At 65.1% G+C, this 20,447-nt stretch carries 22 protein-coding genes and 1 pseudogene; 14 read left to right on the plus strand and 9 right to left on the minus strand.

Features of this window, described 5'->3' with window-relative positions; genetic code table 11:
- Window positions 1–106 precede the first annotated feature (106 nt).
- The 4 genes from IB229_RS11010 (at window position 107) to IB229_RS11025 (ending at window position 4,107) form a co-directional block, all read left to right on the plus strand.
- Complete coding sequence (locus IB229_RS11010) at window positions 107–1,453, plus strand: OprD family porin (protein WP_192328366.1); 1,347 nt, start codon at window positions 107–109, stop codon at window positions 1,451–1,453.
- A 102-nt stretch (window positions 1,454–1,555) separates the two neighbouring features.
- Window positions 1,556–2,527 carry an aliphatic sulfonate ABC transporter substrate-binding protein gene (locus tag IB229_RS11015; RefSeq protein ID WP_192328369.1) on the plus strand — a complete coding sequence of 324 codons (972 nt, stop codon included), beginning with the start codon at window positions 1,556–1,558 and terminating at the stop codon, window positions 2,525–2,527.
- Between the two features lies 1 nt (window position 2,528).
- Window positions 2,529–3,374, plus strand: a complete 846-nt coding sequence (locus IB229_RS11020) for an ABC transporter permease (protein WP_192328372.1) — start codon at window positions 2,529–2,531, stop codon at window positions 3,372–3,374.
- 1 nt (window position 3,375) lies between these two features.
- Window positions 3,376–4,107 carry an ABC transporter ATP-binding protein gene (locus tag IB229_RS11025; RefSeq protein ID WP_192328375.1) on the plus strand — a complete coding sequence of 244 codons (732 nt, stop codon included), beginning with the start codon at window positions 3,376–3,378 and terminating at the stop codon, window positions 4,105–4,107.
- A gap of 40 nt (window positions 4,108–4,147) precedes the next feature.
- Here the strand turns inward: IB229_RS11025 and IB229_RS21890 are convergent.
- Window positions 4,148–4,279, minus strand: a pseudogene (locus tag IB229_RS21890) (transcriptional regulator); the annotation flags it as partial.
- Here IB229_RS21890 and IB229_RS11030 point away from each other — a divergent pair.
- Window positions 4,257–4,409: a hypothetical protein gene (locus IB229_RS11030; RefSeq protein WP_192328378.1), complete on the plus strand. Its 153-nt coding sequence runs from the start codon at window positions 4,257–4,259 to the stop codon at window positions 4,407–4,409. The pseudogene IB229_RS21890 and the gene IB229_RS11030 overlap by 23 nt on opposite strands.
- 216 nt (window positions 4,410–4,625) lie before the next feature.
- Here the strand turns inward: IB229_RS11030 and IB229_RS11035 are convergent, their stop codons facing one another.
- Entirely contained in the window at window positions 4,626–5,621 is a 996-nt protein-coding gene (locus IB229_RS11035) for a sulfate ABC transporter substrate-binding protein (protein WP_192328381.1), read from the minus strand.
- A gap of 228 nt (window positions 5,622–5,849) precedes the next feature.
- Here IB229_RS11035 and IB229_RS11040 point away from each other — a divergent pair, with 228 nt between their 5' ends.
- From IB229_RS11040 to IB229_RS11070, 7 genes are all read left to right on the plus strand, one after another.
- Window positions 5,850–6,488, plus strand: coding sequence for a peroxiredoxin (locus IB229_RS11040; protein WP_192328383.1), 639 nt, complete (start codon window positions 5,850–5,852; stop codon window positions 6,486–6,488).
- 9 nt (window positions 6,489–6,497) lie between these two features.
- Window positions 6,498–7,091 carry an NADPH-dependent FMN reductase gene (ssuE, locus tag IB229_RS11045; protein ID WP_192328386.1) on the plus strand — a complete coding sequence of 198 codons (594 nt, stop codon included), beginning with the start codon at window positions 6,498–6,500 and terminating at the stop codon, window positions 7,089–7,091.
- Between the two features lie 168 nt (window positions 7,092–7,259).
- Window positions 7,260–8,243 carry a sulfonate ABC transporter substrate-binding protein gene (locus IB229_RS11050; protein WP_192328389.1) on the plus strand — a complete coding sequence of 328 codons (984 nt, stop codon included), beginning with the start codon at window positions 7,260–7,262 and terminating at the stop codon, window positions 8,241–8,243.
- A 59-nt stretch (window positions 8,244–8,302) separates the two neighbouring features.
- Entirely contained in the window at window positions 8,303–9,451 is a 1,149-nt protein-coding gene (ssuD, locus tag IB229_RS11055; RefSeq protein ID WP_192328393.1) for an FMNH2-dependent alkanesulfonate monooxygenase, read from the plus strand.
- A gap of 160 nt (window positions 9,452–9,611) precedes the next feature.
- Window positions 9,612–10,406, plus strand: coding sequence for an aliphatic sulfonate ABC transporter permease SsuC (gene ssuC, locus IB229_RS11060; protein WP_192328396.1), 795 nt, complete (start codon window positions 9,612–9,614; stop codon window positions 10,404–10,406).
- Window positions 10,403–11,203, plus strand: a complete 801-nt coding sequence (gene ssuB, locus IB229_RS11065) for an aliphatic sulfonates ABC transporter ATP-binding protein (RefSeq protein WP_192328400.1) — start codon at window positions 10,403–10,405, stop codon at window positions 11,201–11,203. The genes ssuC and ssuB overlap by 4 nt, the downstream gene beginning before the upstream one ends.
- 38 nt (window positions 11,204–11,241) lie before the next feature.
- Window positions 11,242–11,457: a TOBE domain-containing protein gene (locus IB229_RS11070; RefSeq protein WP_013793202.1), complete on the plus strand. Its 216-nt coding sequence runs from the start codon at window positions 11,242–11,244 to the stop codon at window positions 11,455–11,457.
- A 248-nt stretch (window positions 11,458–11,705) separates the two neighbouring features.
- Here the strand turns inward: IB229_RS11070 and IB229_RS11075 are convergent, their stop codons facing one another.
- From IB229_RS11075 to ilvA, 3 genes are read right to left on the minus strand one after another with little or no spacing between them, the layout of a single operon-like run.
- Window positions 11,706–12,173, minus strand: coding sequence for a DUF2269 family protein (locus IB229_RS11075; protein WP_192328404.1), 468 nt, complete (start codon window positions 12,171–12,173; stop codon window positions 11,706–11,708).
- Window positions 12,174–12,212: 39 nt separating this feature from the next.
- Window positions 12,213–12,653, minus strand: a complete 441-nt coding sequence (locus IB229_RS11080; protein WP_192328407.1) for a DUF2269 family protein — start codon at window positions 12,651–12,653, stop codon at window positions 12,213–12,215.
- Window positions 12,654–12,703: 50 nt separating this feature from the next.
- Window positions 12,704–14,218, minus strand: coding sequence for a threonine ammonia-lyase, biosynthetic (ilvA, locus tag IB229_RS11085; RefSeq protein WP_192328410.1), 1,515 nt, complete (start codon window positions 14,216–14,218; stop codon window positions 12,704–12,706).
- Window positions 14,219–14,397: 179 nt separating this feature from the next.
- Between ilvA and IB229_RS11090 the strand changes: the two genes are divergently transcribed.
- Window positions 14,398–15,540, plus strand: coding sequence for a calcium-binding protein (locus tag IB229_RS11090; RefSeq protein WP_192328414.1), 1,143 nt, complete (start codon window positions 14,398–14,400; stop codon window positions 15,538–15,540).
- A 63-nt stretch (window positions 15,541–15,603) separates the two neighbouring features.
- A complete protein-coding gene (gene rpiA / locus IB229_RS11095) occupies window positions 15,604–16,275 on the plus strand; it encodes a ribose-5-phosphate isomerase RpiA (protein ID WP_192328418.1) in 672 nt (223 codons plus the stop codon).
- A gap of 35 nt (window positions 16,276–16,310) precedes the next feature.
- Here the strand turns inward: rpiA and IB229_RS11100 are convergent, their stop codons facing one another.
- The 4 genes from IB229_RS11100 to IB229_RS11115 all read right to left on the minus strand — a co-directional run bounded on the left by IB229_RS11100 (window position 16,311) and on the right by IB229_RS11115 (window position 20,444).
- On the minus strand, window positions 16,311–17,231 hold the full coding sequence (locus tag IB229_RS11100; protein ID WP_192328421.1) for an SdiA-regulated domain-containing protein: 921 nt from the start codon (window positions 17,229–17,231) through the stop codon (window positions 16,311–16,313).
- Window positions 17,232–17,308: 77 nt separating this feature from the next.
- Complete coding sequence (locus IB229_RS11105; protein ID WP_192328424.1) at window positions 17,309–18,247, minus strand: SdiA-regulated domain-containing protein; 939 nt, start codon at window positions 18,245–18,247, stop codon at window positions 17,309–17,311.
- Window positions 18,248–18,316: 69 nt separating this feature from the next.
- On the minus strand, window positions 18,317–18,982 hold the full coding sequence (locus IB229_RS11110; protein WP_192328427.1) for a fumarylacetoacetate hydrolase family protein: 666 nt from the start codon (window positions 18,980–18,982) through the stop codon (window positions 18,317–18,319).
- 67 nt (window positions 18,983–19,049) lie between these two features.
- Entirely contained in the window at window positions 19,050–20,444 is a 1,395-nt protein-coding gene (locus IB229_RS11115) for an FAD-binding oxidoreductase (RefSeq protein WP_192328430.1), read from the minus strand.
- Between the last annotated feature and the right edge of the window lie 3 nt (window positions 20,445–20,447).

Here is a 20,447-nt window from a genome sequence, read left to right on the forward strand (position 1 = left end):
CACTGAGCCACTGCAGGGCAATGCAGTACAGCCAAGGCGCGCAGAACGCCGGCTCGAGTCCCTGACAGCGCACACACAACCAAGAATTGCATCTGGAGCATCGAGCATGAACAAGTCATCCCTGGCGCTGGCCGTCGCCCTCGCCGCGATTGCCCACCAAGCGGGCGCTGCCGGCTTTATCGAAGACAGCAAAGCCACCATCGGCCTGCGCAACTTCTACATCAACCAAGACACTCGTAACGCCGATGCCCAGACCCAGGAAGAATGGGGCCAGGGTTTCATCTTCAACTACACCTCCGGCTATACCGAAGGCACCGTGGGGGTGGGCGTCGATGCCGTCGGCCTGCTGGGCGTCAAGCTCGACTCGGGCAAGGGCCGCCACAACAACGCCAACTCGGCCAAGTACTCGGGCACCGTATTCCCGACTGATGGCGACGGCAAGGCGGTCGACGATTTCAGCAGCCTCGGCCTGACCGGCAAAGTGCGAATCTCCAAGACCGAAGCCCGCCTCGGCACCCTGCAGCCGAAGCTGCCGGTCGTGACCTTCAACGACGGTCGCCTGCTGCCGCAGACCTTCGAAGGTGGCCAGATCACCTCCAACGAAATCAGCAACCTGACCCTGATCGGCGGCCAGCTGGAGCATTCCAAGGGCCGTTCTTCGAGCAGCAGCGAAAGCCTGTCCATCGCTGGCGGCAACGGTAGCTCCACCAGCTACAAGAATGGCCAGTTCAGCAACACGTTCTACTACGGCGGTGCCGACTACAAGATCGGCAAGGACCTGCTGGTCCAGTACTACTACGGCAACCTGGAAGACTTCTACAAGCAGCACTTCCTGGGCCTGACCCACAACTGGGCAATCGGCCCGGGCGTGCTGAAATCCGACCTGCGCTACTTCCTCAGTGATTCCGACGGCAAGAACAGCAGCGTTGCCGGTCGTGCCGAAGGCTACCGCAGCAGCGGCTACTGGGCTGCCGGCGCTGCCGATCCGCATCGCTATGAAGTCGACAACCGCACCTGGAGCGGCCTGTTCACCTACACCCTGGGTGGCCACGCACTGAGCGCCGGTTATCAGCAGGTGTCCGGCGACAGCGCCTTCCCGTTCCTCAACCAGGGTGACGGTGCCACCGCCTACCTGATCACCGACCGTCAGATCGGCAAGTTCCTGTCGGCCGGCGAGCGCACCTGGCTGGCCGAGTACGGCTATGACTTCGCTTCCATCGGCGCGCCAGGCCTGAAAGCCACCGTCACCTACCTGTCGGGCGACAACATCAACGCGACCGGTAGCGATCAGAAGGAATGGGAACGCGATTTCCGCCTGGACTACACCCTGCAATCCGGCGCGCTCAAGGGCCTGGGTTTCTCCTGGCGTAACGCTTCGCTGCGTGGCAACACCACTGCTGCGGACCAGGACGAAAACCGCCTGATCGTCAGCTACAGCCTGCCGCTTCTGTAATACCCCTGTCGGGGGAGGAGCGTCGCTCCTCTCCCGCACTCTTTCCTGACCAGCCCGACAGTCGGGCCGGAAGGCATCACCCCAAGCATGAGGAGAAGACCCATGGGTCTGTACACCTTGCGTCGGGGGCTGACTGCCATTCTGGCAGCGCTCCTGTCCGTCGGCGCTCACGCCGAGAAACTCGACGAGATCCGTCTCGACTACGCCTTCTATTCCCCGGAAAGCCTGGTGATCAAACACAACGGCTGGCTGGAGGACGCCTTCGGCAAACAGGGCACCGATGTGCGCTGGGTGCTGTCGCGCGGCAGCAACAACTCCCTCGAATTCCTCAACAGCGGCGCTTCCAACTTCGCCCTGACCTCGAGCATTTCCGCCTTCGTCAGCCGTGCCAACGGGCAGCCGGTGAAAGCGCTCTACAGCTACCTGTGGTATGTACCCAGCGCCCTGCTGGTGCAGAAGGACGCGCCGCTGCACAGCGTCGCCGACCTCAAGGGCAAGCAGGTGGCCGCCACCAAGGGCACCGACCCCTACTTCTTCCTGCTGCGTTCGCTCGAGGCCAATGGCCTGAAACCGGACGACATCAAGATCGTGCACCTGCAGCACCCGGATGGCCGCACGGCCCTGGAGCAGGGCCGCGTGGATGCCTGGGCCGGTCTCGACCCGCACATGGCGGCCGCCGAGCTGGCCGGTGCGCGGTTCCTCTACCGCAACGACAGCTTCGGCCTCGGCGCCTTCCTCAACACCAGCGAACGCTTCCTCGATGAGCACCCCGACGCGGTGAGCACCGTGCTGCAGGCTTATGAGCGCGCTCGTCGCTGGATCGTCGCCAACCCGGAGGAAGCCGCCAAGCTGATCGCCGGTGAAACGCAGCTGCCGGTCGAGGTGATCAAGTTGCAACTGGGTCGCTACGACCTCAGTCGTCCGCTGCCGGGGCAGCAGCACCTGGATGCGATCAAGCCGGTGATCGGCCTGCTGCAGGCCGATGGCGTGCTGCGCCGCAACGCTGATGTCGATGGCGCGCTGAACAGCCTGATCGACGCGCGCCTGGCGCAGCCCGTCATCGAGGCCAAGTGACATGAGTCGCGCCAGCCCGGATGTGGTCGACGTTGCAGAAAACGCGGCGCCTGCCGCGACCGTGGCGACGGCTGGCCTGGCCAGCCGTCTGCGCGGCCTGCGCGGCTGGGTGGTGCCGCTGGTGCTGCTCGCCGTGCTGGAAAGCGTGGTGCGCCTGGGCTGGATTCCGGCCTACCTGATGCCAGCGCCGAGCGAGCTGGCGCAAACCCTCGTCGAGCTTGCCGAAGGGCCGCTGTGGCAGCACATCCTGGCCAGCAGCCTGCGCGTGTTCAGTGGCTTCGCCATCGGCGCCTCGCTGGCGCTGCTGCTGGGCTCGGTGGTGGGCATCAGCCAGCGCCTGGAGGCCTACCTCGATCCGACCTTCCAGGCCCTGCGTGCCGTTCCCGGCCTGGCCTGGGTGCCGCTGCTGCTGATCTGGCTGGGCATCGACGAAACCTCGAAGATCACCCTGATCGCCATCGGCTCGTTCTTCCCGGTGTACATGAACCTGGTCGCTGGCATCCGCAACGTCGACCGCAAACTGGTCGAGCTGGGTGAGCTATATCGCCTGCCGCGCGGCCAGCAGATTCGCCGGATCTTCGTGCCGGCGGCGCAGCCCTACCTGTTCACCGGCCTGCGCAACGGCCTGTCGATGGCCTGGCTGTGCGTGGTCGCCGCCGAGCTGCTGGCGGCCACCGAAGGCATCGGCTACCTGCTCACCGACGGCCGCGAAACCTCGCGTCCGGACCTGGTGCTGGTGGCGATCGTCACCCTGGCGCTGATGGGCAAGCTCAGTGACAGCCTGCTCAAGCACCTGGAGCAACGCGCGCTGCACTGGCGCGACAACTTCACCGGCGCGGAGAGCTGAGATGAGTGCATTGCTGGAGCTGCACGGCATCCGCAAATCCTTCGCCGGCGTGCGCGTGCTCGACGATGTCAGCCTCAAGCTGGCGCCGGGCGAGATCATTAGCCTGCTCGGCCCCAGCGGCTGCGGCAAGAGCACCCTGCTGCGCATCGCCGCCGGCCTGGACACCGACTTCAGCGGCGCGTTGGCACACAACCCCTTGCTCGGTTTCGGCAACGGCTCGGGCATCGGCGTGGTGTTTCAGGAGCCGCGCCTGCTGCCCTGGCTCAACGTGGCGCAGAACGTCGGCTTCGCCGATGGCAAGCGCGCCGACGGCGCGTGGGTCGAGCAGTTGCTGGCCGACGTCGGCCTGGCTGCGCAGGGCGACAAATTGCCCAAGCAGCTGTCGGGTGGCATGGCCCAGCGTGTGGCCATCGCCCGCGGCCTGTACAACCGCCCGCAGGTACTGCTGCTCGACGAGCCGTTCAGCGCCGTGGATGCCTTCACCCGCATGAAGCTGCAGGACCTGGTGGTCGCCCTGGCGCACCAGTACGGCATCGCCCTGCTGCTGGTCACCCATGATCTGGAAGAGGCGTTCTACCTGAGCAATCGCGTGCTGATTCTCGGTGGCACACCGAGCCGCCTGCAGCGCGAACTGGCGGTGCCGCTGGCCCACCCACGTGATCGCCGTTCTGCCGAGCTGGCCTACCTGCGCGGCGAAGCGCTGACCGAGCTGTATCAGTCGCACGCGATCTGAGCGTTATGCACTGGATGAGAACGGGCCGCTGGCCCGTTTTTTATTCGGCCGCAGTCGATGCATGCAGCTGGCGCAGGTACTGCGCACTGGCTGCATCGGCGGGAAAGAAGGTTTCCAGGGCCAGCTCCGCCAGGGTCTCGTCGTTCGGCGTGCCGAATACCGTGGTGGTGCTGTTCGCCGGCGGGGCGGGGCGTGGCCAATATGCCCGCCAGGTGTTCGTCATCGGCCAGGCGGGCCTGGTGCTGCTGCTCCTCGAGTTGGAGCTGATCGGCCTGAAGCGCTCGCAGTCGGTGCTGGTCTGAGTCGTGCGGCTTTTTCGCTGGTTCCCACGCTCTGCGTGGGAACCATCCAGGGGACGCTCCGCGTCCCGCAGACGCGGAACGTCTGTGGCTGCATGCCCACGCGGAGCGTGGGAGCGATCACCGCTGTACTACCCCTCGCGTAGGGCGGGTGAACCCGCGAGCCGTTAATGAAAAAGCCCGGCACTTGGCCGGGCTTTTTCATCTTCCGCGCGCGTATTACTGCACGGTGTAGATCTGGTCGAACACGCCACCGTCCTTGAAGTGGGTCTTCTGGATCTCCGGCCAGTCGCCGAAGGTCTTCACCACGTTGAGGAAGGTTACCTTGGGGAAGCGGTCGGCGAACTCGGCCAGCACGGTCGGGTTGCGCGGGCGCAGGTAGTTGTTGGCGGCGATGCGCTGGCCTTCGTCGGACCACAGGTACTTCAGGTAGGCCTCGGCCTCTTTGCGCGTGCCCTTCTTGTCGACCACTTTGTCGACCACTGCCACCGGCGGCTCGGCCTCGGCGGAGACGCTCGGGTAGACCACCTCGAAGCTGCCACGGCCAAACTCGCGGGCGATCATCTCGGCTTCGTTCTCGAAGGTCACCAGCACGTCGCCGATCTGGTTCTGGATGAAGGTGGTGGTGGCGGCACGGCCACCGGTGTCGAGGACCGGGGCCTGTTGGAACAGCTTGCCGACGAAGTCCTTCGCGGCCTTCTCGTCACCGCCTTTTTCGAGCACGTAGCCCCAGGCGGAGAGGTAGGTGTAGCGGCCGTTACCCGAGGTCTTCGGGTTGGGCACCACCACCTGCACGCCGTCCTTGAGCAGGTCCGGCCAGTCGTTCAGGCCCTTGGGGTTGCCTTTGCGCACGATGAAAACGGTGGCCGAGGTGAACGGCGCGCTGTTGTCCGGCAGGCGAGTGGCCCAGTCCTTCGGTACCAGGCCGCCGACATCGGCGAGGGCGTTGATGTCAGTGGCCATGTTCATGGTGATCACGTCGGCGGCCAGGCCGTCGATGACCGCACGCGCCTGTTTGCTCGAGCCGCCGTGGGACATCTGGATCTGCAGCGGGGCGCCACCCTCGGTCTGCCAGTGCTTCTGGAAGGCGGCGTTGTAGTCCTTGTAGAAGTCGCGCATCACGTCATAGGAAACGTTGAGCAGGGTTGCAGCCTGCGCCAGCGGGGCGAGGGCCAGGCCGGCGGCGAGGAGAGTGGCGGGCAGTAGTCGTTTCATTGCGCGTCCTTGGATTGAGAGTCGGGCGACTATAGGAGTGTCTGTTTATTCTTTGAAAGAATAATTAGTTAGTTGCTTATGCGTTTTAGCTTGAGGGCTTTCCCGCGAATCGGTCAAAGCTTCGTATAGATAAAAAAGTAATAAACAAATTGTTATTTATTCTTTTTGTTCCTGTTCGTTCCTGAGCATAGTGAGCCCCACGCAACGAACATCTGAAGGAGCAGCAGCATGAGCATTCGTCTTGGCGACATCGCCCCCGACTTCGAACAGGATTCCAGTGAAGGCCATATCCGTTTCCACGAATGGCTGGGCAACGAGTGGGGGGTGCTGTTCTCCCACCCGGCGGACTTCACCCCGGTGTGCACCACCGAACTGGGGCTGACTGCCAAGTTGAAGGATGACTTCGCCAAGCGCGGTGTCAAGGCCATCGCCCTCTCGGTCGACCCGGTGGAATCGCACCACCGCTGGATCGACGACATCAACGAAACCCAGAACACTCGGGTCAACTTCCCGATCATCGCCGACGCCGACCGCAAGGTGTCCGAGCTGTACGACCTGATCCACCCGAACGCCAACGACACCCTCACTGTGCGTTCGCTGTTCATCATCGACCCGAACAAGAAGGTGCGCCTGATCATCACCTACCCGGCGAGCACCGGGCGCAACTTCAACGAGATCCTGCGCGTGATCGACTCGCTGCAGCTGACCGACAACCACAAGGTTGCCACGCCGGGTAACTGGCAGGACGGCGACGACGTGGTGATCGTGCCGTCGCTGAAGGACGAAGACGAGATCAAGCAACGCTTCCCCAAAGGCTATCGCGCGGTGAAACCCTACCTGCGCCTGACCCCGCAACCGAACAAGTAAGGATCGACGATGTTGGTGGTTTCCCTGGGCGGCAGCCCGAGTCAGCGTTCGCGTTCGGCGGTATTGCTGGAACACGCGCGGCGCTGGCTGGAGCGGCACGGGATTGAGGTGGTCAGCTACCAGATCCGCGATTTCTCTGCCGAAGACCTGCTGCACGCACGCTTCGACAGCCCGCAGATCCAGCTGCTGACCCAGCAGATCGCCAGCGCCGACGGCCTGCTGGTCGCGACACCGGTGTACAAGGCGTCGTTTTCCGGCGCGCTGAAAACCGTACTTGACCTGCTGCCCGAACGGGCCTTGCAGCACAAGGTGGTACTGCCCATGGCGACCGGCGGCAGCCCGGCGCACATGCTGGCGGTGGACTACGCGCTCAAGCCGGTACTGGCGGCGCTCAAGGCCCAGGATATGCTGCAGGGCGTGTTCGCCGATGACAGCCAGATCGCCTATGGCGAAGGGTCGACCCCGAGCCAGCTGGCACCGATTCTCGAACAGCGCCTGGGTGATGCCCTGGAGCAGTTCCTCGGCGCGCTGGCCAGACGCCCGCAACCGCTGGACCCGAACGTATTGAACGACCGGCTGGTGAACGCCCGCTGGAGTATCTGAAGAACCACGAACACGCGTAGAAACCTGTGTGCCGGTGATCGAGCGGGTGAAGCAACACCCCGGATCACCCGCCCGCCGGGCCGATAAAAAACAGAAACACCCGCCTTACTCGCCCGCCAACGGGCAAGCAGGTAGCCAACCAAGACACCCACTGCAAAGGAGAGCGCCATGCGCACTATTACTTTGCGTCGGAGCCTGGTCGCCCTGCTTGCAGCGGCCATCAGCTTTGGCGCCATCACTCAAGCTCAAGCTGCTTCTCAGGATAAGAGCGTCCTGCGTATCGGTTATCAGAAATACGGCACGCTGGTGCTGCTCAAGGCCAAGGGCACGCTGGAGAAGCGCCTGGCCGAGCAGGGCGTCGACGTGAAATGGACCGAATTCCCCGGCGGCCCGCAGCTGCTCGAAGGCCTCAACGTCGGCTCCGTGGACTTCGGCGTGACCGGCGAAACCCCGCCGGTGTTTGCCCAGGCCGCCGGTGCCGACCTGCTTTACGTGGCCCACGAGCCGCCAGCCCCGACCGGTGAGGCGATCCTCGTGCCGAAGGATTCGCCGATCAAGAACGTCGCCGAGCTCAAAGGCAAGAAAGTCGCCCTGAACAAAGGCTCCAACGTGCACTACCTGCTGGTGCGCGCCCTGGAAGACGCCGGCCTGAAGTACAGCGACATCCAGCCCGTGTACCTGCCGCCAGCCGATGCCCGCGCCGCTTTCGAGCGTGGCAGCGTCGACGCCTGGGTCATCTGGGACCCCTTCCAGTCCGCCGCCGAACATCAACTGCAGGCCCGCAGCCTGCGTGATGGCAGCGGCCTGGTCGACAACCACCAGTTCTACCTGGCCACCCGTCCCTACGCCGAGAAGAACCCGCAGGTGATCGGCGTGCTGGTCGAGGAAATCCGCGGCGTTGGCGAGTGGGTCAAGGGCAACCTCGACGAAGCCACCAGCCAGGTCGCTCCATTGATCGGCCTGTCGCCGGAAATCACCCGCCAGGCCGTCGAGCGCCAGGGTTACGGCGCGCAGTTCATCACCCCGGAGGTGATCACCGCGCAGCAGAAGATCGCCGACACCTTCACCGACCTCAAGCTGATCCCCAAGAAGCTCAGCATCAAGGACGTGATCTGGACTCCGCCGGCTGCCGCCAAGGTCGCCCAGCAGTAAGCCCCACGCCGCGGCTTGCGGGCCGCGGCGCCACCGATTTCATCTAAGGAGACCACTCCATGAGCCTCAACATCTTCTGGTTCCTGCCAACCCACGGCGACGGCAAGTACCTCGGCACCAGCGAAGGCGCGCGCGCCGTCGACCACGGCTACCTGACCCAGGTGGCCCAGGCCGCCGACCGTCTCGGCTTCGGCGGCGTGCTGATCCCCACCGGGCGTTCCTGCGAGGACTCCTGGCTGGTGGCCGCTTCGCTGATCCCGGCGACGCAGAACCTGAAGTTCCTGGTCGCGCTGCGCCCGGGGATCATTTCGCCCACCGTGGCCGCGCGCCAGGCGGCGACCCTGGACCGCCTGTCCAACGGCCGCGCACTGTTCAACCTGGTCACCGGGGGTGATCCGGACGAGTTGGCTGGCGATGGCCTGCACCTGTCGCACGAGGAGCGTTACGAGGCCTCCGTCGAATTCACCCGCATCTGGCGCCGCGTGCTGGAGGGCGAGACCGTCGACTACGACGGCAAGCACCTGCAGGTGAAGGGCGCCAAGCTGCTTTATCCGCCGATCCAGCAGCCGCGTCCGCCGCTGTACTTCGGTGGATCTTCCGAAGCCGCCCAGGACCTGGCCGCCGAGCAGGTCGAGCTGTACCTGACCTGGGGCGAGCCGCCAGCCGCGGTGGCCGAAAAGATCGCCGCCGTGCGCGAGAAGGCTGCGGCTCAGGGCCGCGAAGTGCGCTTCGGCATTCGCCTGCACGTGATTGTGCGTGAGACCAACGAGGAAGCCTGGGCCGCCGCCGATCGCCTGATCAGCCACCTGGACCAGGACACCATCGACCGCGCCCAGGCCTCCCTGGCGCGCTTCGACTCGGTCGGCCAGCAGCGCATGGCAGCCCTGCACGGCGGCAAGAAGGACAACCTGGAAGTCTCGCCGAACCTCTGGGCCGGCGTCGGCCTGGTGCGTGGCGGTGCCGGCACCGCGCTGGTCGGCGATGGCCCGACTGTGGCCGCGCGAGTGAAGGAGTACGCCGAACTCGGCATCGACACCTTCATCTTCTCCGGCTACCCGCACCTGGAAGAGTCGTACCGCGTCGCCGAGCTGCTGTTCCCGCACCTCGATGTCGCTCAACCGGAGCGCCCGGCGAGCCGCGGCTACGTCAGCCCGTTCGGCGAGATGATTTCCAGCGACATTCTGCCCAAGGCCGCCTCGGCGAGCTGAGCAGCAGACCCCGCCTGCACGCCGTGCTGCCATCGCGCAGCCGGCCTGCGCGGCGGCATTACATGAGAGGCCGGTGCGCCATTCGCGCCGGCTGGGCAGGGCACCGCACAACGGCGCCTACCCCGCTTCAGCAACGTACAGGAAGAAGGAAGCGTTGAGCATGACGACGCAAACGCTACACAAGATTGCCCTGCGGCTGGCGCCCTGGGCGCTGCCCGTGGCTCTGCTGGCGGCCTGGCAGATCGCCGTGGTTGCCGGGCTGCTGTCCACGCGCATTCTGCCCGCGCCGAGTGCGGTGATCGAGGCCGGCTGGACACTGCTGCAGAGCGGTGAGATCTGGACGCACCTGGCCATCAGCGGCTGGCGTGCCGGGATCGGTTTCGCCATCGGCGGTGGCATCGGCCTGGCCCTGGGTTTCATCACCGGCCTGTCGAAATGGGGCGAGCGCCTGCTCGACAGTTCGGTGCAGATGATCCGCAACGTGCCGCACCTGGCGTTGATCCCGCTGGTGATCCTGTGGTTCGGCATCGACGAGAGCGCGAAGATCTTCCTGGTCGCTCTCGGCACGCTGTTCCCGATCTACCTCAACACCTACCACGGCATCCGCAACGTCGACCCGGCGCTGGTGGAGATGGCACGCAGCTACGGCCTGTCCGGCTTCGGCCTGTTCTGGCAGGTCATCCTGCCCGGCGCGCTGCCGTCGATCCTGGTCGGTGTGCGCTTCGCCCTCGGCTTCATGTGGCTGACCCTGATCGTCGCGGAAACCATTTCCGCCAGCGCCGGCATCGGCTACCTGGCAATGAACGCCCGTGAATTCCTGCAGACCGATGTGGTGGTTCTGGCGATTCTGCTCTACGCGGTACTCGGCAAGCTGGCGGATGTCGCCGCCCGAGGCCTGGAACGTGTGTGGCTGCGCTGGCACCCGGCTTACCAGGCCAAGGCAGGTGCGCAATGACCGCCCTGCATACGCTCAAGCGCGGGATTCCGCTGGGCATCGACGCGATCCACAAATCCTTCGGCGAACGCCGTGTGCTGCAGAACATCGACCTGCATGTGCCGGCCGGGCAGTTCGTGGCCATCGTCGGCCGCAGTGGCTGCGGCAAGAGCACCTTGCTGCGCCTGCTGGCCGGTCTCGACCAGCCCAGTGCCGGTCAGCTGCAGGCGGGCAATGGCCCGCTCAGCGCCGCCCGCGAAGACACCCGCCTGATGTTTCAGGATGCGCGTCTGCTGCCGTGGAAGCGGGTGATCGACAACGTCGGCCTGGGCCTCACCGGTAACTGGCGCGAGCGCGCCCTCGATGCCCTGCAGGCCGTCGGCCTGGCCGACCGCGCCAATGAGTGGCCGGCTGCGCTGTCCGGCGGACAGAAGCAGCGCGTGGCCCTGGCCCGTGCGCTGATCCACCAGCCGCGCCTGCTGCTGCTCGACGAGCCGCTCGGCGCACTGGATGCGCTGACCCGCATCGAGATGCAGCAACTGATCGAGCGCCTGTGGCAACAGCATGGTTTCACCGTGCTGCTGGTCACCCACGACGTCAGCGAGGCCGTGGCCATCGCCGACCGGGTGATCCTCATCGAGGACGGCGAAATCGGCCTGGACCTCGCCGTCGAGCTGCCACGTCCACGCAACCGTGGCTCGGCACGCCTGGCCGCGCTGGAAGCCGAAGTGCTCAACCGTGTGCTGGCGCTGCCCGAATTGCCGCCTCAGCCGGAACCCAGTTCACCCCTGCCCACGCAATTGCGCTGGGCCCTGTAACCCCAACGACTTCATCCCCCGTCCCAAGGAGCACCACCATGACCATCAAAGCCATCAACGTTCGCAACCAGTTCAAAGGCACCATCAAGGAAATCGTCGAAGGCGACGTACTCTCGGAAATCGACGTGCAGACCGCCGCCGGCATCGTCACTTCGGTGATCACCACCCGTTCCGTGCGCGAGCTGGAACTGGGCGTGGGCAGCGAAGTGATCGCCTTCGTGAAATCCACCGAGGTATCGATCGCCAAGCTCTGAGCACGTCCGCAGATTCGCCTCGACGCATTGTGTGGAGGCGTTACTGACAGGCGCGGATGTCGTACGCGACGGGGAGTGCGGATTTGCCGGCAGCTCCTGATTCCTGCTCGCCGCTGCAGCAGCGGCGGTTGGCAGGCGTCCGTTCGGCGAGATCGACGCGTCAGCGCTGACGCAGCGCTGTCCGGCGAGAGGCGCCACGCACGCGCCAAGGTGCGCTCTGTTTCCTGCAAACCAGCATGGCTCAGCGCTTACAGCGGCTTGGCCACCATCAGCCAGAAAATCACGATGAAGGCGAGAAACGCCGGCCAGCCCAGGGCAAACCACAGGCGCATGTAGCGCTGTGCCTGCTCGGGTAGCGGCGTGTCGTCGCGCAGGGCCTGGGCGGCCATGTCGCGCACGCGGATCTGTAGCCACAGCACCGGCAGCCAGCACAGGCCGGCGAACAGGTACAGGCCGACGCTCCACAGCAACCACAGTTGATTCAGCGGCCAGCCGGCCAGCTTGGCCAGGGCCAGGCCGCTGAGTGGCTGGAACACCGCGGTGGTGGCGATGAACAGCCAGTCGGCGGTCACCAGATGGCGGAAGGTCACACTGATCGCCTGCAGGTTGCCGCTGCGCCAGGCGCGCAGGGCGTAGTACGCCGAGCCCAGGCCGGTGCCGAACAGCAGCGTCGACGACAGGATGTGCAGGGTCTTGAGCAGCAGGTACAGGCTCATGCCTGGCCCGCCTGCGGGCAGCGAGGGGTCATGCGTGCATCAGACCGGCTTGGCGCCCATCAGGGCGAAGATCGCCAGCAGGATGACCAGGATCAGCCCGGCGTAGGCGGCGATGAAGCCCAGCAGGCGCGTGGGGGCGGGGCTGTCGCCGAGCGCCTGCCAGGCACGCAGACGGCCGGCCAGCAGCAGGCCGAAGATGCCCAGCGGAATCAGCAGGATGGCGCTCAGCAGCAGCCACAACTGACCCAGCGGCCAGCCGGCGAGGTGCGCCAGCCACCAGCCGCTGAAGGGCATGCTCACGGCCAGTACCGCGAGGGCCGGCAGGCTGATGCAGCGGGTGCGCTGCAGCTTGCGTTGCAACACGGCGGCGTCGCCCTTGCGCCGGGCCTTCCACAGCATCACCGCGTGGACGATCAGGCCCAGTGGCAGCAGCACGGCAACCAGGCTGTGGATGATCTTCAGAAGCAGGTAGTGATCCATCTAGTTGGAGTCCTTGTCGGCATCACGGCTGATGCGGGTTCGCCCTCGGTTCAGCCGAGGAACAGGCGGTATGCCGGGTTATCGGTTTCGTCCCAGTACGGGTAGCCGATGCCTTCCAGCGCGGCCGGCACCAGGTGGCGTTCATCATCCGGGACCTGCAGGGCGGCGAGTACGCGACCGTCCGCCGCACCGTGGTTGCGGTAGTGAAACATGGTGATGTTCCAGTGTCCGCCCAGCTTGTTGAGGAAGTTGAACAGCGCGCCCGGGCGTTCGGGGAACTCGAAACGCAGCACCATCTCGCCGTTGACCCGCGCCGAGTGGCCACCAACCATGTGGCGGATGTGCAGCTTGGCCAGCTCGTTGTCGGTCAGGTCGAGCACCGGGAAACCCTGCTCGCGCAGGCTTTCCACCAGCACGGCACGCGGGTCGCTTTCCGGGTGGGTCTGCACGCCGACGAAGATGTGCGCTTCCTGGTCGGTGTGGTAACGGTAGTTGAACTCGGTGATCTGGCGCTTGCCGATGGCCTCGCAGAAGGCCTTGAAGCTGCCCGGCTGCTCGGGGATGGTCACGGCGATGATTGCCTCGCGCTTTTCACCCAGTTCGGCACGCTCGGCGACATGGCGCAGGCGGTCGAAGTTGACGTTGGCGCCCGAGTCGATGCCGACCAGCACCTGGCTGCTCACGCCCTCGCGCTCGACGTACTTCTTGATTCCGGCCACGGCCAGGGCGCCGGCCGGCTCGGTGATCGAACGGGTGTCGTCGTAGATGTCCTTGATCGCCGCGCAGATCTCGTCGGTGCTGACGGTGATCACTTCGTCGACGTAATCCTTGCAGATGTCGAAGGTGTGCTGGCCGATCTGCGCCACGGCCACGCCGTCGGCGAACAGCCCCACGGTCGGCAGCACCACGCGCTCACCGGCAGCCATGGCGGCCTGCAGGCAGTTGGAGTCGTCCGGTTCGACACCGATCACGCGGATTTCCGGGCGCAGGTATTTGACGTAGGCGGCGATGCCGGCGATCAGGCCGCCGCCACCGACCGGCACGAAGATGGCGTCGAGCTGGCCCGGCTGCTGGCGCAGGATCTCCATGGCCACGGTGCCCTGGCCGGCGATCACGTGCGGGTCGTCGTAGGGGTGGATGTAGACCAGGCCTTTTTCTTCCACCAACTTCAGCGAATAGGCCAGCGCGTCGGGGAAGGCGTCGCCGTGCAGCACGACCTTGCCACCGCGGCTGCGTACGCCCTGCACCTTGAGTTCAGGCGTTGTACGCGGCATGACGATGGTCGCCTTCACGCCCATGTGCTTGGCGGCCAGAGCCAGGCCCTGTGCATGGTTGCCGGCCGAGGCGGTGACCACGCCGCGCGCCAGTTCTTCGGCCGAAAGCTGGGCCAGTTTGTTGTAGGCGCCGCGAATCTTGAACGAGTAGACCGGCTGCAGATCCTCGCGCTTGAGCAAAATCTGGTTGCCCAGTCGCTCGGAGAGCTGGCGGGCGGGTTGCAGCGGGGTTTCCACGGCGACGTCGTAGACGCGCGAGGTGAGGGTCTTCTTAACGTACTGTTCGAGCATCACGGGCTTCACTGGCGGGCATTTTCACGGATTCCGGAGTCTACCCCAGCGCTCCAACCCGCGGCCACCTGCGCCGCCCGGCCGATGGCGCGGAACCTTCGGCAATCGGGCCAGTCAGCTGGCTCAGGCCCCTCGTGCTGTGGTGCGCCACGTCCGTTCCCGCTACATGAGGTGTCGCCATGGCCGCTCCTACTCGCGTGCTGGTTCCTGGAACCCCCGGAAACGACCTGCTGGTCGCCCACCCCCAACCCAGCCGGCTGCTCGGCGGTGAGGGTGATGATGTCCTGATCGACGGCCCCGGCTCGGATTCGCTGGTCGGCGGTGGCGGGCAGAACCGCCTGTATGGTGGCCTCGGCAGTGACTATTACCGTTACGACCTGAACACCGCCGGCCGTGACGTGATCCTCGATTTCGACCCCAGCCCAGGCTGGGTCAACGTCAACCTGGACACCTTGGTCGTCAGCGAGAGCCTGGAGGCGTTCGGCCCGTTCGAGCGTGCTGGCGACGATCTGCTGATCGGCATCAACGGCGAGTCAGGTGTGATCACCGTGCGGCATTTCTTTCTCGATCCAGCGTTCCGCATCGAGGTGTTCCGCTTCGGCTCCACCGTGGTCACCGATGAGCAAGTGCTGCGCAATTTCCACATCGATCCGTCCATGTCGCTGGGGCGTAGCGCGGACAACCCGGCGGTGTTCACCGGTGGGCGTATTCGTCTCACCGGCAACGAACAGGCGGATCGTCTGGTGGCGGCGGACCGGCCGACCTATCTCTCGGGGCGCGGTGGCAACGACCTGTTGATCGGCAGCCGCTACAGCGATCTGCTCAACGGCGGCACGGTAAGGCCGATGTTTCTCGGCGACAATCACTGGAACCGGCTCTATGGCGGACCGGGCAACGACTATTACCAGGTCGACCTGGTGGTCGGCGGGGATTTCAGCGATCACCAGCTCTACGACTATGACACCACGCCCGGCAATATCGACACGCTGCACATCCGCGGTGCTGTAGACCCGGCTTATTTGCGCATGCAGGGCAGTGTCGGCGGTTCGCTCTATATCGAGCTGGACAACGAGCAGCGCATCGTCATCAGCGATTACTTCCTCGACAAGGCGTTCGTGGTCGAGAAGATCCGCTTCGACGATGGCACCGTGCTTGATGAGGCGGCCGTGCGCCAGCGTGTCGGACTGCCCGCCCCCGTGTCTCAGGCGAGCCTGAGCACGCCGGCACCCTGTTGTAGCGTCGTGGCACCCGTGCCGGATGCCGACGGCTTGCTGGGGCTGTTGTTGGTCGCTGGCGCTGCATTGGCGCGTGCGGGCGGATGAGAAGCGCTGCGGCGAGGCGGGCAGCCCGGCTATAATCGCGCTTTTCCAGCCCGGCAGACGCGCATGACCCAGGATCAGCTCAAGCAGGCGGTGGCCCAGGCCGCCGTCGACCACATCCTTCCCCAGCTCGACAGCAAGAGCGTGATCGGCGTCGGCACCGGCTCGACCGCCAACTTCTTTATCGACGCCCTGGCGCAGCACAAGACGGCCTTCGACGGCGCCGTGGCCAGCTCCGAAGCCACCGCCCAGCGCCTGAGAAACCACGGTATCCCGGTGTATGACCTGAATGCGGTCAGCGAGCTGGAGTTCTACGTCGATGGCGCCGACGAGAGCGACGAGCGCCTCAACCTGATCAAGGGCGGCGGCGCGGCGCTGACCCGCGAGAAGATCGTCGCGGCGGTGGCCAAGACCTTCATCTGCATCGCCGACGCCAGCAAGCTGGTGCCGGTACTCGGTGCTTTCCCGCTGCCGATCGAGGTGATTCCCATGGCGCGCAGCCATGTCGCCCGCCAACTGGTCAAGCTGGGTGGTGACCCGGCGTACCGCGAGGGTGTGGTGACCGACAACGGCAACATCATCCTCGACCTGCACAACCTGTCCATCGTCAACCCGAGCGAGCTGGAAGCGCAGATCAACGCCATCGTCGGCGTGGTCACCAACGGCCTGTTCGCCGCCCGCCCGGCGGACCTGCTGCTGCTCGGCACGCCTGATGGTGTGCGCACGCTGACGCGCTAGAGCGGAGGTCGATCCGAATCAGGCCGAGTGAGCGATCACTCGGCCTTTTTCTTGAACACGTAGAACAGGTTCGGCTCGCTGACCAGGTACAGATTGCCGGCGTCGTCCATGGCCACCCCTTCGGCCTGCGGCACGCCCTTCTTCAGGCCGTGCTGGCCGCCGAGCAGGGACAGTCCGCTGATCGGCTTGCCGTCGCTGTTCAGCTCCAGCACCAGGCGCGATTCATCGGATAGGGCCAGCAGGTGGCCGCTGTCTGCATGGTACTGCAGGCTGGAGAGGTCACGGACGAACAGGCGCGCGTCGCGCTCGGGGTCGTCGACCACGTGCACGGCAAAGGGCTTGTCCGGGTTGGTATGCGGGAAACCGTGAACCTCGTAGATGCGCACCGGGTCGCGCTCCTTGGCGACGAACAGGCGCTTGCCGAGCGGGTCGTAGGCCAGGCCCTCGAAGCCCTTGTTGCCGTTCATGCCGATGCCCAGCGCCAGTTGCTGCGCGTCGGCGGCGTCGATGAACGGGGTGTCCTCTTCCAGGCGTACCTTGACCAGCAGCTGCTTGCGCTCGTCGGTGATCACGTAGAGGTCGCGGCTGATGTATTCGATGGCTTCCGGGTCGCCGAAGCCCACCAGCGGGATCTGCCGCAGGATGCGGCCGTCGAGGGACAGTTCGACGATGCGCGGCTTCTGGTTGGTGACGGTGAAGAGCGTGCGCCGGTCGGGATCGAAGGTCAGTGCCGAGACGTCGTCACTCAAGCCTTCGATGGGCATGGCCTGAAGGGTGGCCTGGTAATCCGGCAGCCAGATCGAGCGCTCGCGCCAGGCGCTGGCGTGCTGCCACTCTTCGATCAGGAACCAGCCGCGCTGGAAAACGTGAAACTGATATGCCGTGGTCAGCAGGGCCAGCAGAAGGATCAGGGCGAGGCCCTGCAACAGGCGTTTCGGGCTCAGCAGACGGCGCATCGGGGCGTGCTCGGCGGGAAAGGGGTGCCATAAGTAGCATGGCCTAGCTGAATTGAAGCTGAATCCGTCGGCTTCGCTCAGTTCAGTTCGGACAGTTGCAGCGGCTGGGTGCCGGCGGTTTCCTTGCTGAAGACGTAGAACAGGTTCGGCTCGCTGACCATGTAGATGGTGCCGTGCTCGTCCATGGCCACGCCTTCGGCGCGTGGAATGCGTTTGTGCAGGCCGTTGAGGCCGCCGAGCAGGCTGATGAAGCTGACCGGCTGGCCCTGTTCATCCAGTTCCAGCAACAGGTTGGACTGCGCGGACAGGGCAAGGATGTGCCCGGTGCGCGGGTCGACGCTGAGGGCGGACAGGTTGCGCATGCCCAGGCCGTAGTCGGGCAGCGGCTTGAGCTCCTGGGCCAGGGCGTCGTTGTTGTCGCCGGGCAGGCTGAACATGGCGGTCGGTTCGCGCTCTTTGCCGAGCAGCAGGCGATTCTGCCGGGCGTCCCAGGCCACGCCTTCGAAGCCCTTGTTGCGCGAGTCGGCGAAGCCCAGGTCGAATTCGCTGGAATCTTCGATGTTCAGTTCGCGGGTCTGCGGGTCGAGGCTCAGCACCGAAAGCGAGCGCCGGCGCTCGTCGGTGATCGCCACGCTGCCGTCTTCGAGGATGGCGACGCCTTCCGGGTTGGAGAAGCCGAGCAGCGGGATGCGCCGCATGACTTCGCCGCTGAGGGTCAGCTCGACCAGCAGCGGAGTCTTGCCGGTGACGGTGAACAGGGTCTTGGTCACCGGGTTGTAGGCGAGGTCGGAGGTTTCGTCCTTTTCCAGGCCGTTGAGCGGCTTGGCCTGGATCACCGCATGGTAGCCAGGCAGCCAGACGCTGTCGGCGCGGTCGGCCTTGGACAGGTTGCGTTCCTTGAGCCAGTACCAGGCGCGGTCGTCGAGGTGCAGGTAATCGGCCAGCGCCACACCACTGCAGAGCAGGCCGGCGAGTGCCAGCCAGCGGTGACGGGGAAGACGGGATAACAGGGACATCGACTACTACTCGACTGAACGATGGGGCTCAGACTGTCCGTAGTCGATGAGGTTCCAGGTGGGCGTGGATTACAGCACGTTGCTGGCGAAGCCTTTCTGGCCGGCCAGTTCGATCACCAGATTGTCGCCGCTCAGCAGCGGACCGACGCCAACCGGGGTGCCGGTGGAGATCACGTCGCCCGGTTGCAGGCTGAAATGACCGGCGATGTGCTGGATCAGGGGCAGGATCGGGTTGAGCATATCGCGACTGTTGCCGTCCTGGCGCACTTCTCCGTTGATGCTCAGGCGGATGCCGATGTCGGTCAAGTCGACGAAGGTATCGCCTGTGACGAACGGCGCCAGTACGAACGCGCCGTCAAAGGACTTGGCCAGCTCCCACGGCAGGCCCTTTTCCTTGAGCTTGGCCTGCACGTCGCGCAGGGTCAGGTCCAGGGCCGGGGCGAAGCCGGAGATAGCGTCGAGCACTTCTTCGGCACTCGGTTGGCGCGACAGCGGTTTGCCGATCAGCACGGCGATTTCCGCCTCGTAGTGCACCGAGCCGCGGTCCTGTGGAATGGCGAAGCTGCCGTCCAGCGGCACCACGCAGCTGCCCGGCTTGATGAACAGCAGGGGCTCGGTCGGTACCGGGTTGTTCAGTTCCTTGGCGTGCTCGGCGTAGTTGCGGCCGACGCAGACCACCTTGCCCAGTGGGAAGTGGATCGGGGTGCCGTCGATGTACTGGTGCTGGTAACTCATTGCAGCTTCTCCAATTGCAGAACGCAGTTTAAGCGTCGCCAACGCAGCATGGCCGAGCGCAGCAGCTTTAAACCGGGAAGATCTTGCCCGGGTTCATGATCCCGTTCGGGTCGAACACCGCCTTGATCGCCTTCATGTAGGCGATTTCCGCTGCCGAGCGGCTGTAGCTCAGGTAGTCGCGCTTGGTCATGCCCACGCCGTGCTCGGCGCTGATCGAGCCGTTGTACTTCTGCACGGTCTCGAACACCCACTTGTTGACGATGGCGCACTTGGCGAAGAACTCGTCCTTGCTCAGCGCATCCGGTTTGAGGATGTTCAGGTGCAGGTTGCCGTCGCCGATATGGCCGAACCAGATGACTTCGAAATCCGGGTAGTTCTCGCCGACGATGCGGTCGATATCGTGCAGGAAGGCCGGAACCTTGCCGACGGTGACCGAGATGTCGTTCTTGTACGGCGTCCAGTGGCTGATGGTTTCCGAGATGTACTCGCGCAGCTTCCACAGGTTTTGCAGCTGCTGCTCGCTCTGGCTCATCACGCCGTCGAGCACCCAGCCCTGCTCGACGCAATGCTCGAAGGTGGCCAGGGCCTGCTCGGCGACTTCCTCGGTGGTGGCTTCGAATTCCAGCAGGGCGTAGAACGGGCAGTCGGTCTCGAATGCCGGCGGCACGTCGCCACGGGCCATGATCTTGGCCAAGGCCTTGTCCGAGAAGAACTCGAAGGCGGTCAGGTCGAGCTTGTTCTGGAAGGCGTGCAGCACCGGCATGATCGAGTCGAAGTCCGGGGTGCCGAGGACCATCGCGGTGAGGTTCCTCGGCGCGCGCTCCAGGCGCATGGTGGCTTCGACCACGAAGCCCAGGGTGCCTTCGGCGCCGATGAACAGCTGACGCATGTCATAGCCGGTGGCGTTCTTGATCAGGTCGCGGTTCAGCTCCAGCAACTCGCCGGTGCCGGTGACCACCTTCATGCCGGCCACCCAGTTGCGGGTCATGCCGTAGCGAATGACCTTGATCCCGCCGGCATTGGTGCCGATATTGCCGCCAAGTTGGCTGGAGCCGGCGGAGGCGAAGTCCACCGGATAGTACAGGCCCTTGTCCTCGGCAAACATCTGCAGCTGCTTGGTTACCACGCCCGGCTGGCAGACCACGGTGCGGTCGAATTCGTTGAATTCGACGATTTGATTCATGTAGTCGAAGGCCACGACCACTTCGCCATTGGCGGCCACGGCGGCGGCGGACAGGCCGGTACGGCCGCCCGACGGCACCAGGGCGACCTTGTGCTCGTTGGCCCAGCGCACGATGGCCTGCACCTGCTCGATGGTCTTGGGGAAGACGATGGCGCTTGGCGCCGGGGCGAAATGTTTGGTCCAGTCCTTGCCGTACGCATTGAGGGAGTCGGCGTCGGTGAGCACCTTGCCGGGCTCGACCAGGGTCTTCAGCACTTCAATCAGGGCAGGATTGGTCATCTG

Origin of the sequence: Pseudomonas sp. PDM14 (genome assembly GCF_014851905.1) — a bacterium.
In the GTDB taxonomy this organism is placed as follows: Bacteria; Pseudomonadota; Gammaproteobacteria; order Pseudomonadales; family Pseudomonadaceae; genus Aquipseudomonas.

What these genes read in the sequence shown, in the direction of transcription:
- ssuD (WP_192328393.1), top strand. Translation starts at nt 8,303, where the DNA reads ATGAGCCTCAACATCTTCTGGTTCCTGCCAACCCACGGCGACGGCAAG.
- IB229_RS11100 (WP_192328421.1), bottom strand. Translation starts at nt 17,231, where the DNA reads ATGCGCCGTCTGCTGAGCCCGAAACGCCTGTTGCAGGGCCTCGCCCTG.
- IB229_RS11090 (WP_192328414.1), top strand. Translation starts at nt 14,398, where the DNA reads ATGGCCGCTCCTACTCGCGTGCTGGTTCCTGGAACCCCCGGAAACGAC.
- IB229_RS11070 (WP_013793202.1), top strand. Translation starts at nt 11,242, where the DNA reads ATGACCATCAAAGCCATCAACGTTCGCAACCAGTTCAAAGGCACCATC.
- IB229_RS11115 (WP_192328430.1), bottom strand. Translation starts at nt 20,444, where the DNA reads ATGACCAATCCTGCCCTGATTGAAGTGCTGAAGACCCTGGTCGAGCCC.
- ssuC (WP_192328396.1), top strand. Translation starts at nt 9,612, where the DNA reads ATGACGACGCAAACGCTACACAAGATTGCCCTGCGGCTGGCGCCCTGG.
- IB229_RS11035 (WP_192328381.1), bottom strand. Translation starts at nt 5,621, where the DNA reads ATGAAACGACTACTGCCCGCCACTCTCCTCGCCGCCGGCCTGGCCCTC.
- IB229_RS11010 (WP_192328366.1), top strand. Translation starts at nt 107, where the DNA reads ATGAACAAGTCATCCCTGGCGCTGGCCGTCGCCCTCGCCGCGATTGCC.
- IB229_RS11110 (WP_192328427.1), bottom strand. Translation starts at nt 18,982, where the DNA reads ATGAGTTACCAGCACCAGTACATCGACGGCACCCCGATCCACTTCCCA.
- IB229_RS11015 (WP_192328369.1), top strand. Translation starts at nt 1,556, where the DNA reads ATGGGTCTGTACACCTTGCGTCGGGGGCTGACTGCCATTCTGGCAGCG.
- ssuE (WP_192328386.1), top strand. Translation starts at nt 6,498, where the DNA reads ATGTTGGTGGTTTCCCTGGGCGGCAGCCCGAGTCAGCGTTCGCGTTCG.
- IB229_RS11025 (WP_192328375.1), top strand. Translation starts at nt 3,376, where the DNA reads ATGAGTGCATTGCTGGAGCTGCACGGCATCCGCAAATCCTTCGCCGGC.
- IB229_RS11105 (WP_192328424.1), bottom strand. Translation starts at nt 18,247, where the DNA reads ATGTCCCTGTTATCCCGTCTTCCCCGTCACCGCTGGCTGGCACTCGCC.
- IB229_RS11080 (WP_192328407.1), bottom strand. Translation starts at nt 12,653, where the DNA reads ATGGATCACTACCTGCTTCTGAAGATCATCCACAGCCTGGTTGCCGTG.
- IB229_RS11040 (WP_192328383.1), top strand. Translation starts at nt 5,850, where the DNA reads ATGAGCATTCGTCTTGGCGACATCGCCCCCGACTTCGAACAGGATTCC.
- IB229_RS11050 (WP_192328389.1), top strand. Translation starts at nt 7,260, where the DNA reads ATGCGCACTATTACTTTGCGTCGGAGCCTGGTCGCCCTGCTTGCAGCG.
- IB229_RS11075 (WP_192328404.1), bottom strand. Translation starts at nt 12,173, where the DNA reads ATGAGCCTGTACCTGCTGCTCAAGACCCTGCACATCCTGTCGTCGACG.
- ssuB (WP_192328400.1), top strand. Translation starts at nt 10,403, where the DNA reads ATGACCGCCCTGCATACGCTCAAGCGCGGGATTCCGCTGGGCATCGAC.
- ilvA (WP_192328410.1), bottom strand. Translation starts at nt 14,218, where the DNA reads ATGCTCGAACAGTACGTTAAGAAGACCCTCACCTCGCGCGTCTACGAC.
- rpiA (WP_192328418.1), top strand. Translation starts at nt 15,604, where the DNA reads ATGACCCAGGATCAGCTCAAGCAGGCGGTGGCCCAGGCCGCCGTCGAC.
- IB229_RS11020 (WP_192328372.1), top strand. Translation starts at nt 2,529, where the DNA reads ATGAGTCGCGCCAGCCCGGATGTGGTCGACGTTGCAGAAAACGCGGCG.